The following is a 13,274-nucleotide window of genomic DNA, read 5'->3' on the forward strand; positions in this document are numbered from 1 at the left end:
TTATACGCGCGTCCCGGTAAGAGATCGTTAAGCCTCAAACGGATTTTGTACCAGGATAGTATCCTCGCGTTCGGGGCTGGTGGAAAGCAGTGCGACCGGGCACCCCACCAATTCCTCGATCCGGCGGACATATTTGATCGCCTGGGCCGGCAGCTGGGCCCAGGACCGCGCATTGGCGGTCGGCTCCTTCCAGCCTTCGATGGTCTCGTAGATCGGCTCGACCCGGGCCTGGGCGCCCTCGCCCGCCGGGAAATGATCGATCTCCTTGCCGTCGAGCTTGTAGCCGGTGCAGACCTCGATCGTGTCGAAGCCGTCGAGAATGTCGAGCTTGGTCAGCGCCAGACCGTTGATGCCGCAGGTCCGGACCGCCTGGCGAACCAGAACCGCATCGAACCAGCCGCAGCGGCGGGGCCGTCCGGTATTGGTGCCAAACTCGCGGCCGCGCTCGCCGATCTTGCGGCCGGTCTCGTTGTCCTGCTCGGTCGGGAACGGGCCCTGGCCGACGCGGGTCGTATAGGCTTTGCAGAGGCCGAGCACATAGCCGACCGCGGCGGGGCCGAGGCCCGAACCGGTCGCGGCCTGCGCCGCCACCGTGTTGGACGAGGTGACGTAAGGGTACGTGCCGTGATCGACGTCGAGCAGCGCGCCTTGCGCGCCCTCGAACAGCATGCGCTTGCCCTCGCGCCGCTTGATGTCGAGCAGCCGCCACACCGTCTCGGCATAGGGCAGGAGCTGCGGCGCCAGCGCGGTCAATTCCTTCAGGATCTCCTTGCCGTCGAACTCCGGCAGGCCCAGTCCGCGGCGCAATGCATTGTGATGCGCCAGCAGCCGGTCGATCTTGTGCGGCAGCGTGTCGAGATCGGCGAGGTCCATCAGGCGGATGGCGCGGCGGCCGACCTTGTCCTCGTAGGCCGGGCCGATGCCGCGGCGCGTGGTGCCGATCGCGGTCGCCGCATTGGCGGATTCGCGATGCGCGTCGAGCTCGCGGTGCAGCGGCAGGATGAGCGTGACATTCTCGGCAACCCGCAGATTGTCCGGGCTGACCGCGACGCCCTGCGACCGCAGCTTGGTGACCTCGTCGAGGAAGGCGGCGGGATCGAACACCACGCCGTTGCCGATCACCGACAGCTTCTGCTCGCGCAGCACGCCCGAGGGCAGCAGCGCCAGCTTGTAGGTCTTGCCGTTGATCACCAGCGTGTGGCCGGCGTTATGGCCGCCCTGGAAACGGACGACGATGTCCGCCTGCTCCGACAACCAGTCGACGATCTTGCCCTTTCCTTCGTCGCCCCACTGGGCGCCGACGACGACAACATTGGCCATTCGCGGGTAATCCCTATGCAATCTGTTAGATGCGCCCAGCCCATTCACGGCCGGGGCCGCTCGAACGCGAGGCAGCCAACCGGATAAAGGATGCAGCCCCTCTAGGCAAGCAAGAACGGGACTTTTTCGAGGCCGCGAGCGTACTCCAAGCCTTTGATATCCCCTGAAAATCCAGAAACCTTCGCGACCGGTGCAATGCTTCGGCCAAAGCGTGAGAGGCTGCTTCCGCCGCTGCATGGTCGCGATGCATCCGGCCCCCGTTGATGCAACCTCGATTTCCGTGTCTTTGAACGGGCCGGGTCCGAACCGGCCCGGGTGCCGCCGGGCTGGAGGCTTGGCGCATGACGCGGGGCCACAACAATCCAATGTCCGCCACCGACGAGACCACCGGCGCCGCCACGTCCGGCCACAACTGGATCGCCAACCAGCCTTATCTGCTGCTCAGCATCACCGCGATGTGCTGGGCCGGCAATGCCATCGTCGGACGGCTCGCCGCCGGTCACATCCCGCCGGTGACGCTGTCGTTCCTGCGCTGGTTCTTCGCCTTCCTGCTGGTGCTGCCGTTCGCCTGGAAACACCTTGCGCAGGACTGGCCCGCGATCCGCAGCAAGCTCGGCCTGATGGTCACGCTCTCGATCACCGGCATCGGCGCCTTCAACACGCTGCAATATTGGGCGCTCGAGCATACGCAGGCGCTCAACACTCTCCTGTTGCAATCCGCCGCGCCGCTCGTCGTGGCGCTGTGGTCGCTCGCCATCCTCGGCGTGCGCCTCACCGCAGCGCAGGCCTTCGGCGTGCTGCTGTCGATGTGCGGCGTGCTGATCATCCTGCTGCATGGCGATTTCACCACGCTGTCGAACATCGATTTCAACAAGGGCGACCTCATCTTCGTCGTCGCGCTGATCATCTTCGCGCTCTATTCGGTGCTGACCTTGAAGCGGCCGCCGATGCACGGCCTGTCGTTCCTCGCCTTCACGTTCGGCTGCGGTGCTGCCTGTCTCATTCCGCTGGAGATCTGGGAGTTGTCCGCGCGTCCCGTGATGAAGCTCGACGGGCCGAACCTCCTGACCCTGTTCTATGTCGCGGTGTTCCCCTCGACGCTCGCCTATCTCTGCTTCAATCGCGGTGTCCGGCTGATCGGCGCCAACCGCGCCGCGCCGTTCTTCCATGTCGTGCCGGTGTTCGGCTCGATCATGGCGATGGCGTTTCTGGGCGAGCACCCCCAGGCGTTCCACTTCATCGGCTTCGCGCTGGTGCTGGCCGGCGTGTTCGTGGCGTCACGGAAGCAGGCGGCGTAGCTCGTCTTCAAGTTTATCGCGCCGCACCCATGCAGAGCGTCGTCGTGCCGGGGCCAATTGCGGCCTGAACGCCGACCGCGATCAACGCGCAGATCGCGCCGACCGCGAGGACCTGCTCGGTCTTGCCGAAGCTGCCGGCGTGGGCGAGATGGCCGAGATGGCTCCGGTCACGACTGCGATCGTCGCCACCCCAAGACGTTTGCGGCCTGCGCCCGCCGCGGTCGCCCGAGGAGGTCTGCCGCTTGATGCAGACCGCGTGGCGCGCCGCTGTTGATGGGTTGATACTGGAGAGGCAGAAAGCGCACTGAGCGGAAGAAGTGGGCTCACGAGCGTCCCGCTTTCCTTGCAATTTGTCCGGGACCAAGGTTCAATGTCCCGATTGCTGGCTTCCCGATCCAATAACCCAACTGTAATTGCAGGGAGAGTGATATGGGCGCATTGATGGCCGAGGACGATATCTATATCGGCCCGCTGTTCGATCTATTCAATTTGAGATTTGGTCCCGAGCAGAAAGATATCGAACTGACTGCCGGGGGCGTGTCCGAAATCAAGGCCCTGCAGGACGAATTCGAAATCTTCCAGGAAGGACGGCCGTTCCTCGAGAGCGCAAAGCTCCTCGGATTGGGCGGCCTCAACAACAACCGTGCAAAGAACCGATGGTACAGTGTGCTGGCCTGGCTGGCCAAGGTCCCCTCTGACCAGGACGGCGAAATGGGCGACCAGCGCATCGTGAACGCATTGATCAAGAACTTTGCGCGCAAGTCGCCGCTGCCTTGCTTCATGAAGGCCCATGATTCCCGCGATACCGGCGGCTACGGCCTGCGGGTCGTGGTTCGCGAGGACAAGCCGGTCTTCTACATCGAGCGAACGTACCTCACGATCTCGGTGCCGATGGCGCCCAAGGTCCCGCCTGGAGGCAAGGGCAAGAAGAAGTCGAAGAAAAAGGCGGGCTGATGCGCGCCGCCGTTGTCGCGAGCGAGCTTGCCTCTCCCCGCGCCGGAGACCTGAGCCAGATTTACAGCGGCATCGCCGCCTATTATTCGGCGAAGGTCGCACGCTTCGGCGCGACGCCGAACGGCGTCGACTGGACGTGCCAGGCCACGCAGGAGATGCGCTTCGTCCAGCTCCTGAAATTGTGCGACTTCGCATCGCCCTTCTCGCTGAACGATCTCGGTTGCGGCTATGGCGCGCTGATCGCCTATCTCGGCCGCCGGCATGGCGGCTGCGCGGTGGACTATCTCGGTATCGACGTCTCGGAGCCGATGGTTCGGCGGGCGCGGCGGCTTTGGCGGAACCGCGGCGACACCTCGTTCGCCATCGGCCATAGCAGCCCCCGGACGGCCGACTACGCGGTCGCCAGCGGCATCTTCAACGTTGCGCAGGATCAGACGCAGCACGACTGGGAGCAGTTCATCGCGGCGAGCCTCGATGATCTTCATCGCACCACCAGGCGCGGCTTCGCAGTCAACTTCATGAAGCGGCCAGAAAGCGCGCCTGCCCGCCGAGGCCTCTACACCACCGACACCGCATCCTGGGCTCGCTACTGTGCTAGCCGGTTCAATGCCATTGCAGAGGTGCACGACGGCTATGGATTGATGGAGTTCACGCTCATCGTGCGGAAACTCTAGCCTTCACGCGCCGACCGACAGCCGTCGTCGAGTCTCCTCCAGCAGCCGCCGGTAAATGCCCGCCCCCGTCAGCTCGATCAGGGCCTCGGCCCGATCGACGAGGAGGGCCACCTCGCCGAGGTGATCCGGGTTGTTGCTCGCCGCCAGCGCGGCGGCGAGCGCGATGGTGGCGCGGCATTCCGGCAGCCGGGCGTGCCGTTCCTGCGCCACCGCGATCGCTTCCCGCGCCTTGTCGACGGCCGCGGCGTGGGCGCCGGAACGAAGCTGATAGTCGGCGATGCTCGCAAGCATCTCTGGTTCGATTTCCATGGCCACGCGCGCCGCGCGCACGAACTCGACGCCCTCCGTCAACGACAGGATTGCGGCGTGATAGTTCTGCGCGATGCCCTGCGCCGTGCCGATGCAGGCGAGCGAATAGGCGCGCAAATAGGGACTGGCTTGGCGCGTCGCCAGTTCGATCACGCGCCAGGCATGGGTGGAGGCCATCGCGGAATCCTCAAGGCACCAGGCCAGATCGACATACCCAAGATGGGCGATGAACTGCACCGTCGGATCGATCAGCGTAGGATCGATGGCGAGAATTCGATCGAAGCACCGCTGCGCCTCGTCGAAACGGGCGAGACGAACGAGGATTCGGCCGCGGAGGCCGAAGATCCAGTGCTCGACATTGTAGCCAAGGAACTGGTGCTCGAAGTCGGTGATGCCAGGAACGCCGGCGAGCGCCGCATCACTCGCCGCCAGGGCTTCGCGCAAAAGGCCGGCCCAGCCGTAGGCTTGACTGAGCGAGGCATTGAGCGTCGCGGCGCGGCTGGTAAGCTGTCGCGATTCCGTCAGCGCCAAGGCTTCCCTGACGGTGTTGACGTAAGCATCGGCTTGCCCGCCGCTCGCACCCGCGATCCGTCCTTCGACGAACAGCAGGAGCGGGATCATGGAATCGTCGATCTCCTGCGCCCATTCCAACGCTTCCTGAATGAAGGGTTTTGCGTCCTCCGACGTCATGCCCTCGCGCCAGCCTAGCCAAGCGATCTGGCTGCTGGCCGCGATCCTGAGCACATCGCCCGCCAGACTACGCTTCTGTCCCCCCTTCAGCGCGCGCACCTTGTGCCAATGCCGAATCGCTTCTGCCGGACTGGTCGAGCCGATCCAGCGCGCGGCGCGCGCGGCGTATTCGGCGGCGGCGTCGATCTCGCCGGCCTGCTCGAAATGGTGCGACAGGAGCGCTGAAAACTCCTCGAGCCGCTCCGGATAAAATTGCTCGATCGCGCGCGCCACCCGCGCGTGCAGAAGGCTGCGCCGCGCGCGGAGCTGGGTGGAGTAGGCGATCTCCTGAATCAGGGGATGGCGAAAGCTATAGCCTTGGCCGTCCTCGCCGCTGCGCGCCTGGAGCATCTCGCCGGAACAGAGCCGGGCCAGCGTCGCCTCGAGCTCGGCAGCGGACACGCTGGCGACGCTCTGCAGCACCGCGAGCTGAAACTCCTTGCCGATGATCGCGGCCGTGTGCAGGAGGTCGCGATCGCCGGGCGCCAGCCGATCAATCCGCGCTCCGATCACGGCCTGCACGGTCGGCGGCAGCACGTCGGAGACACCGGAAATGCCGCGCCGATAACCGCCCTGCTCGCCAACGATGGCCAGATGCTCGACCAGGGAACGGATCAGCTCCTCAGCGAAGAACGGGTTGCCGCCGCTGCGCTCGGCGACGCGCCGCCGTACCTCGGACAGCTCGTCCCCCGGCCCGAGCAGCTCGTTGACGAGATCGTCGGTATCCGTCGGCGAGAGCTCGGCGAGCTCGATCTGCTGGTACAGCGGCTCGCGCATCCAAGGCGCGAAATAGGCCGGCCGGAAATTCACGATCAGGACCGTCTTGGTGGAGATCACCGCGTCAACGAGCGTTGCGACGAATTCCTCGCTCGCCTGATCGAGCCAATGCAGGTCCTCGATGATGATCACCGACGCCGACGCGCCGCGCTGGCGAATCATGTGCCGGACGATGTCCAGCAGACGAACGTTGCGTGCGCGCGGACCAAGCCAGGAGGGTGGGCCCTGGACGTGCCTGATGCCGAGGAAATCGCAGACCAGCCAGAGGTCCGCCTCGAATGTAGAGCCGAGCTCGGCGAGGCGCGTGGCGATCTGCTTCACCGCCAGATCAGGCTCGTCGTCCGGTGAAACGTTGAAATAGGTCGAACGCAAGAACTCCAGCACCGGCTGCAGCGGCGTTGCCGTGCCATAGGGCTGCGCGCGGGCCTCGAACACCGGGATGTGGCGCGCGCGGCAATATTCAGCGAACTCGTAGCACAGCCGGCTCTTGCCGGTCCCCGGCGGGCCGACGATGCCGGTGACGCGCGAGCTGCCGATCTCCACCGCCGCCAACGTCCGCTGCAGCAGAGCCATCTCCCGCTCGCGCCCGCGGAACGTCGCCAAGGCGACACCGCGGAATTGCTGGCTAGCGACCGCCGGCTTGAGGTTCTTGAGAAGATACAGCTCGATCGGCTCCGGCACGCCGCGCAGGCGGTGACGGCCGAGCGGGCCGACGTCGCAGAACGAACGCACCAGACGGTAGGTCTCGTCGGTCAGGCAAATCTCACCCGGTTCCGCCTTGGTCGGCAGCCGGCTCGCCAGATGGATGGTGAGCCCGTAAGCGCCGTGCTCGGTGACCGTGTCGACGAGCGGAGCATCCGCGACGATCTCGCCGGAATGCAGGCCGATGCGTACCGACATGGCATCGTCTCGCGCACGAAACGTGTCGCGGATCGCCAGCGCCGCCTCGCAAGCTAGCAGCGCGTGGCCCTCCTGCGCGCGCGGTGCGCCGAAGAAGGCGAGGATGCCGTCGCCGAGAGTTCGGACCACCGTGCCCTCGAACCGCTCCACGCCGTCGCACATGGAATCGAGCGCGGGCTTGAGACGCTGCATGGCATCTTCGGCGGTTAGGTCGGCAACGATCTCGGTCGAGCTAACGAGATCGGCAAACAGCACCGTCACCTGCTTCAGCTCGCCCCGAAGCGGCCTCGTCGAATGCGCCGCCGCTGCCGGGATTGGTCGGCTCGCGGCATTCAGGGCCGCGCCGCAGGCCCCACAAAAACCCGAGCCGGGCGGGCTGAGATGATTGCAGGCGGAGCAGGCCATCGGCAGAGCCGAACCGCAGCCGTGACAGAAGCGATTGGTCGCCGGATTGTCACCGCCACAACTCTCACAGAGCATCTGATCCCCAACGAAGCAATAGTCGACCAGGAGGAAGCAGCACCGCAACGCGTTATGCCTAGCCTGCAATGCCGGTCATCCGCGTTCACCGGCCAAAGGCACCATCTTTGGCACCCTCAGGCAACCGAATAGTTCACATTTGGCGCGCAACTGCGTCGAAGTCGCGCCCAAAGGTTGCAAAAAAACATCGAAACACGCACACTTAGTCCGTGAGTCCGGCAGGATCAGCCGGCGCTGAATTTACTGTAGGCTTGCTCCGTCGCAACGATCACATGCTCGGCGCAGGCGTTGCGCCGGTGCGGATCGGCGTCACGCTCGTAGGCCTCCGACTTCATCATGTCGAGGAAGGCCGCGATGCTCGGATAGTAGACCAGCGCCACGAAGTCCCAGTCGTTGCCATCGTGCGGGCCGAGCGCGACCGCCTTGGCGTCGCTGGTCCAGAGCAGCGTGCCGCCGCGCGCCTTGATCATCGGCACCGTGACGGCGCTGTAGCGCAAATAGGCGTCCCAGCCGGAACCGTCGCCGTCGCCGGAGCGCGCGTGGAAGCGCATCAGGTTCAGCATCACCACCGCTGCATGCCGATCGAGCCGCTCCAGGCCGTCGATGTTCAACATATTAACCGCCAATGCCGCCTCCTCTGGTCACGCCTGCATTGTAGCATTGCAGCGGCGTGACTTGTGTCACGACGTAAATCCGGCGCAAGCTCGCATCCAACGCCAATGACGATCGCTTCGCCCGCGCCACCGGCCTCCAATCCGGCCAGTTGGCTCAACAACCAGCCTTATCTGCTGCTCAGCCTGAGCTCGCTGTTCTGGGCCGGCAACATCGTGCTCGCGCGCCACGTCGGCGCGCATGTGCCGCCGCTGACGGTGACCACGATCCGCTGGTTCGGCGTGTTCCTGATCCTGCTGCCGTTCGCCTGGCCGCACCTGAAGCGCGACTGGCCGAATCTGCGCAAGAGCCTGCCGCTGATGCTGTTCCTGTCGCTGGTGGGCTTTGCCTTCAACAACGCGATCTCGTACTGGGCGATGCAGTACACGGAAGCGCTGAACGCGCTGCTGATCCAGTCGGCCGGACCGCTGTTCGTGGCGCTGTGGTCGCTGGTGCTGTTCAGCGTGCGGCTGACCGGTGCGCAGCTCGCCGGCATCGGGATCTCGCTTCTCGGCGTGCTGATCATCATCCTGCGCGGCGATCTCGCCGCGCTCGCGAGCATCAGCTTCAACAGGGGCGACATCATGTTCGCCTCATCGCTGGTGGCGTTCGGGATCTACTCTGCCTTCATCCCGCGGCGACCGAAGATCCACCAGCTCTCCTTTCTCTCCTTCACCACCTGCTGCGGCGCGACGATGCTGCTGCCGACCGCGATCTGGGAGGCCTGGAGCGGCCGCGTCCTGCAACTCGACGGGGTGACGCTGGCGACGCTGGGCTACATCCTGATCTTTCCCTCGACGTTGGCCTATCTGTTCTTCAACCGGGGTGTGGCGCTGATCGGCCCGAACCGCGCCGCGCCGTTCTTCCATCTGGTGCCGGTGTTCGGCTCGGCGATGGCGATCCTGCTGCTCGGCGAAAAGATCCAGCCATTCCACCTGATCGGCTACCTGCTGGTGCTCGCCGGTGTCGTGATCGCCTCGCGCCAGGGCTCTGCGGTGAAGTAATTCCGCACCGCGAGACGAGGCGACAAACTCGCGCCTTCCGATTTCGACGAGGAGACGCTAGGTTCCCCGCCAACGAAAAAAGAGGGAACGAACCGACATGCTTTCAGCGTTGATCCGAAACCTGCGTGCCATCGGCACGGCCTCCCTTTGTCTCGCCGCCGCATCCGCTGCGCAGGCCGACAATTATCCGAGCCGCAACATCACGCTGGTGCTGCCGTTCGCGGCCGGCAGCGGCACCGACACCACGACGCGGCTGATCTCGCAGCATTTGTCGCAGGCACTCGGCGTCGGCATCGTCATCGAGAACAAGGCGGGCGCCAACGGCATGATCGCCGCGACCTATGTCGCGCGCGCCGCGCCCGACGGCTACACGCTGCTGGTGACCACCAACACAACGCATTCGGCCAATCCCTATCTGCTCAAAAGCCTGACCTATGATCCGGTCAAGGACTTCACCCCGATCGCGCGCACCGGCGACCTGCCCTTCATGCTGGTGATCCACCCGGAGGTGCCGGCCAAGACCGTCGGCGAGCTCATCGCCTACGGCAAGGCCAATCCGGGCAAGCTGAGCTATGCCTCGGGCTCGTCCTCGGCGATCGTCTCTGGCGCGACGTTCGCGCACAATGCCGGGCTCGACCTCCTGCACGTGCCCTACAAGAGCTCGCCGCCCGCGCTCAACGACGTCATGGGCGGCCGCGTCTCGATGATGTTCGTGGACATCCTGACCGGCCTGCCGCATGTCCAGGGCAATGCGCTACGCGCGCTCGCCGTCACGACAAAGGACCGCTCGTCGCTGGTGCCGAACCTGCCCTCGATGCAGGAGGCCGGCGTGCCGGACTTCGACATCTCGTCGTGGCAGGGCTATTTCGGCCCCGCCGGCATGCCCAAGGAGATCGTGACGCGGCTCAACGCCGAGATCCGGAAGATCGTCGAGAAGCCGGAGATCAAGGCCCAGCTCGCCACCCTCGGCATGGACGCGTTTTCGGGCACGCCGGAGCAGCTCGGCACGTTCGTGAACGAACAGCTGGTGTTGTGGGAGAAGCTGATCCGCGAGGCGGGAATCGAGAAGCAGTAGTGCGGTCTCGTAGGGTGGGCAAAGCGAAGCGTGCCCACCGAGAAGTTACCGCGAACTCAAAAAGAAAAGGTGGGCACGACGCTTCGCGTCTTTGCCCACCCTACGCATTCAGTGCAAGAACTTACGCCGCGCGCATCTTGGCGAGGAAGCCGTCGACTGCGCTGCGCAGCGCGCCGGACTGGCTGTCGAGCTCGCGGGCGTTGTTGAGCACGTCGCTTGCCGCCGTGCCGGTGGCTTCCGCGGCCGAGGTGACGCTGCCGATATTGGCGTTGATCTCGTTCGATCCGGCCGCGACCGACTGAATGTTGCGCGCGATCTCGCGGGTCGCCTCGCCCTGCTGCTCGATCGACGCGGAAATGCCCGCGGTGATCTCGCTCATCTCGGCGATGGTCTGGGTGATGCCGCCGATCGCGGCGACCGCATCGCTGGTCGAGGTCTGCATCGCCGCGACCTGGGCGGAGATTTCCTCGGTCGCCTTGGCGGTCTGGTTGGCGAGCGCTTTGACCTCGGAAGCGACAACCGCGAAGCCGCGGCCGGACTCACCGGCACGCGCCGCCTCGATGGTGGCGTTCAGCGCCAGCAGATTGGTCTGTGCCGCGATCGAGTGGATCAACTTGACCACCTCGCCGATCTTCTCGGCGCCGGTGGAGAGCTCCTGCACCGTGGCATTGGTGCGCTCGGCGTCGTTGACGGCGCGGCTCGCCACTTCGGTCGAGCGGGTGACCTGGCGGGAGATTTCCGCAACCGAGCTCGACAGCTCTTCGGCAGCGGCGGCAACCGTGCCGACATTGCCAGACGCTCTCTGCGAGGCCGCGCCGACGGTCGCCGCACGCGAAGAGGCGTCGCTGGCGGTCGCGGTCATCGATTGCGCCGTGGCTTGCATGCCCGTCGCGGCCGAGGAGACCGAGCGGACGATGCCGTTGACGCTGCGTTCGAAGTCGCTGGCGATGCCCTCCATCGCGCTGCGACGTTCCGCCGCGACACGATCCTTCGCGTCGGCTTCGGTCTTCTCGAGGTCGCGGATGCGCAGTGCGTTGTCCTTGAATATCTGGACGGTCGACGCCATCGCGCCGACCTCGTCGCCACGGCCGACGCCGGGAATGTCACCCTCGAGCTTGCCCTCGGCGAGATCCTTCATGCGGGCGCCGAGCAGAACCAGCGGACCGCTGATGCTGCGGCCGAGCAGCCAGGCGACGCTTCCGGCGACGATGACGATGCCGAACATGGCGAGACCGAGCAGCCAGTAGACCGGGCCCATCTTTGCGTCGATGTCGTCGAGATAGGCGCCGGTGCCGAGATACATCTCGAGTTCGGGGACCGCCACCGCGTAGCCCATCTTCCGGATCAAGCCTTCCTGGCCCGGTTTCGCGTATTCATAGGTCAAAAGGATCGAACCGTTGGCCTTCGCGCCGTTCATCAGCTCCCAAGACAGTTTGCGGCCATTGGTCAGAACTTCCATGCGGTTGCTGCCGATCTGCTTCGGATCTGGCGCCAGCTGCGTGATACCGTCATAGGACGTTCCGAAGAGATAACCAGCGCCTTTGTCATAGGTCATCGCGTTGCCGTAGCGACGAAGATCAGCCATCGCGGCGTCCTTCGTCATCTCGCCCGCATCCACCCGCTTCTTCAGCGCCACCGCATAGTTGCGGCCCATGTCGACGATGGCCTTGGCCTGCTCGATGCGCGCGTTCACCATTTCCTGCTTCATCAGGTACCCGGAGAGGACCCCGGAAATGCACAAGCCGAACAAGGTGACGCCGACAAGGATGCCGAGCTTGGGGGCGATCTTCATATTGCTCAATTTCACGGGATGCTCCGGCAACGAAGGGATAAGGACGCGCGAGTGAATCGATCGAAATCAAATTAACTTTTAGGGGGTGACCCCTTAGCAAGCTGTTACGGGGCGCCCCGTAAAAGCCCGGAGAAGACGTCGAAGCAGTCGTATAAATCGCCTCAACGACAACCTGGAATTGTACGCGACGTCCCAGATTTCGCGTAAAAGACGCAAAGGCCCGCGCGAAGGCCGGGTCACAACAAGAAACCAAATCGGGAGCAGGACATGCCGAAATACAGGATCGTGACGCCGAAGGGCGCGAGCTTCACGGTCGCGAGCAGCGATTATTCCTACGAGCGTGAGGCGCTCGATCCGATCGACGCCGAGATCGTCGAGGCGCCGGCCGACGAGGCCGGGTTCATCGCCGTCGCGAAGACAGCGGACGCCATCTACGCCAAGGGCATTCCGATCACCAAGACCATCATCGATGCGCTGGAGAGCTGCAAGGTCATTACGCTCGGCTCGGTCGGCGTCGACAGCGTCGACATCAAGGCCGCAACCGCGCGCGGCATTCCCGTCACCAACATCCCCGACACCTTCATCGAGGAGGTCGCCGACCACGCTATGATGCTGCTGCTCTCGGGCTTCCGCCGGCTGGTCGAGCAGGACCGGATGGTGCGCAGCGGCCGCTGGGCCGAGGGCCGGCCGGCGTTGTCGAAGATTCCGCGGCTGATGGGCCAGACGCTCGGCTTCATCTCGTTCGGCCGCGTCGCGCGTGCAGTTGCGAAACGCGCAGCTCCGTTCGGCCTGCGGATGATGGCCTACGATCCCTTCATCCAGGAAACGCTGATGTCCGACCACGGCGTGATTCCGGCGACGCTGAACGAGGTGTTGTCGCAATCCGACTTCCTCTCGATGCACGCCCCCGCCCGGCCCGAGGTGCATCACATGCTCACCGAGAAGCACTTCCGGCAGATGAAGAAGGGCTCGGTCTTCATCAACACAGGCCGCGGCGCCACCGTGGACGAGGAAAGCCTGATCAAGGCGCTTCAGGAGGGCTGGATCGCCCATGCCGCCCTCGATGTGCTGGAGAAGGAGCCGCCCTCGCACAACAACCCCATCCTCAGCATGGAGAATGTGACCCTGACCGCCCATGTCGCCTCCGCCTCGGCACGGTTTGACGAGGCGCGCAAGCGCCGGGTGGGCTACGAATTGTCACTGGTGCTTCAGGGCATGTGGCCGGTAAGCTGCGTCAATCCGTCGGTGCTGCAAGACACCGCGCTCCGCCGCTGGCAGCCTGTCAGCATGGACCGCGGCCCGAACAGCTAG

Annotated in this window: 11 protein-coding genes; 6 read left to right on the forward strand and 5 right to left on the reverse strand. The window is 64.9% G+C overall.

The window, feature by feature from the left end:
• Positions 1–27 precede the first annotated feature (27 nt).
• A complete protein-coding gene (locus IVA75_RS33580) occupies positions 28–1,320 on the reverse strand; it encodes an adenylosuccinate synthase (RefSeq protein ID WP_247287660.1) in 1,293 nt (430 codons plus the stop codon).
• 365 nt (positions 1,321–1,685) lie between these two features.
• On the opposite strand from IVA75_RS33580, the gene IVA75_RS33585 reads away from it, so the two are divergent.
• Entirely contained in the window at positions 1,686–2,618 is a 933-nt protein-coding gene (locus IVA75_RS33585; RefSeq protein WP_247288293.1) for a DMT family transporter, read from the forward strand.
• A 13-nt stretch (positions 2,619–2,631) separates the two neighbouring features.
• Here the strand turns inward: IVA75_RS33585 and IVA75_RS33590 are convergent, their stop codons facing one another.
• Positions 2,632–2,982: a hypothetical protein gene (locus IVA75_RS33590; protein ID WP_247287659.1), complete on the reverse strand. Its 351-nt coding sequence runs from the start codon at positions 2,980–2,982 to the stop codon at positions 2,632–2,634.
• Between the two features lie 65 nt (positions 2,983–3,047).
• Between IVA75_RS33590 and IVA75_RS33595 the strand changes: the two genes are divergently transcribed.
• Both IVA75_RS33595 and IVA75_RS33600 read left to right on the forward strand, forming a co-directional pair.
• Positions 3,048–3,572, forward strand: a complete 525-nt coding sequence (locus IVA75_RS33595; RefSeq protein WP_247287658.1) for a hypothetical protein — start codon at positions 3,048–3,050, stop codon at positions 3,570–3,572.
• Positions 3,572–4,246 (forward strand): class I SAM-dependent methyltransferase, encoded by a 675-nt coding sequence (locus IVA75_RS33600; RefSeq protein ID WP_247287657.1) that lies wholly within the window; start codon positions 3,572–3,574, stop codon positions 4,244–4,246. Before IVA75_RS33595 ends, IVA75_RS33600 begins: the two co-directional genes overlap by 1 nt.
• A 3-nt stretch (positions 4,247–4,249) precedes the next feature.
• Here IVA75_RS33600 and IVA75_RS33605 read toward each other — a convergent pair whose 3' ends face one another.
• Entirely contained in the window at positions 4,250–7,441 is a 3,192-nt protein-coding gene (locus tag IVA75_RS33605; protein WP_247287656.1) for an adenylate/guanylate cyclase domain-containing protein, read from the reverse strand.
• Positions 7,442–7,665: 224 nt separating this feature from the next.
• Positions 7,666–8,067: a DUF1330 domain-containing protein gene (locus IVA75_RS33610; protein ID WP_247287655.1), complete on the reverse strand. Its 402-nt coding sequence runs from the start codon at positions 8,065–8,067 to the stop codon at positions 7,666–7,668.
• 93 nt (positions 8,068–8,160) lie between these two features.
• Here IVA75_RS33610 and IVA75_RS33615 point away from each other — a divergent pair, with 93 nt between their 5' ends.
• Together IVA75_RS33615 and IVA75_RS33620 are read left to right on the forward strand one after the other, a co-directional pair.
• Positions 8,161–9,096: a DMT family transporter gene (locus tag IVA75_RS33615; protein ID WP_247287654.1), complete on the forward strand. Its 936-nt coding sequence runs from the start codon at positions 8,161–8,163 to the stop codon at positions 9,094–9,096.
• Positions 9,097–9,193: 97 nt separating this feature from the next.
• Positions 9,194–10,171 (forward strand): tripartite tricarboxylate transporter substrate binding protein, encoded by a 978-nt coding sequence (locus tag IVA75_RS33620; RefSeq protein WP_247287653.1) that lies wholly within the window; start codon positions 9,194–9,196, stop codon positions 10,169–10,171.
• A 121-nt stretch (positions 10,172–10,292) separates the two neighbouring features.
• Here the strand turns inward: IVA75_RS33620 and IVA75_RS33625 are convergent, their stop codons facing one another.
• Positions 10,293–11,978: a methyl-accepting chemotaxis protein gene (locus IVA75_RS33625; RefSeq protein WP_247287651.1), complete on the reverse strand. Its 1,686-nt coding sequence runs from the start codon at positions 11,976–11,978 to the stop codon at positions 10,293–10,295.
• 252 nt (positions 11,979–12,230) lie between these two features.
• On the opposite strand from IVA75_RS33625, the gene IVA75_RS33630 reads away from it, so the two are divergent.
• Positions 12,231–13,274 (forward strand): C-terminal binding protein, encoded by a 1,044-nt coding sequence (locus tag IVA75_RS33630; RefSeq protein WP_247287649.1) that lies wholly within the window; start codon positions 12,231–12,233, stop codon positions 13,272–13,274.

The sequence above is a fragment of the Bradyrhizobium sp. 134 genome, from assembly GCF_023074155.1.
GTDB lineage: Bacteria > Pseudomonadota > Alphaproteobacteria > Rhizobiales > Xanthobacteraceae > Bradyrhizobium.

Excerpts from the sequence above, each read along its gene's own strand:
- IVA75_RS33580 (WP_247287660.1), bottom strand. The coding sequence starts at position 1,320 with ATGGCCAATGTTGTCGTCGTCGGCGCCCAGTGGGGCGACGAAGGAAAG.
- IVA75_RS33595 (WP_247287658.1), top strand. The coding sequence starts at position 3,048 with ATGGGCGCATTGATGGCCGAGGACGATATCTATATCGGCCCGCTGTTC.
- IVA75_RS33600 (WP_247287657.1), top strand. The coding sequence starts at position 3,572 with ATGCGCGCCGCCGTTGTCGCGAGCGAGCTTGCCTCTCCCCGCGCCGGA.
- IVA75_RS33605 (WP_247287656.1), bottom strand. The coding sequence starts at position 7,441 with ATGCTCTGTGAGAGTTGTGGCGGTGACAATCCGGCGACCAATCGCTTC.
- IVA75_RS33620 (WP_247287653.1), top strand. The coding sequence starts at position 9,194 with ATGCTTTCAGCGTTGATCCGAAACCTGCGTGCCATCGGCACGGCCTCC.
- IVA75_RS33615 (WP_247287654.1), top strand. The coding sequence starts at position 8,161 with ATGACGATCGCTTCGCCCGCGCCACCGGCCTCCAATCCGGCCAGTTGG.
- IVA75_RS33585 (WP_247288293.1), top strand. The coding sequence starts at position 1,686 with ATGTCCGCCACCGACGAGACCACCGGCGCCGCCACGTCCGGCCACAAC.
- IVA75_RS33630 (WP_247287649.1), top strand. The coding sequence starts at position 12,231 with ATGCCGAAATACAGGATCGTGACGCCGAAGGGCGCGAGCTTCACGGTC.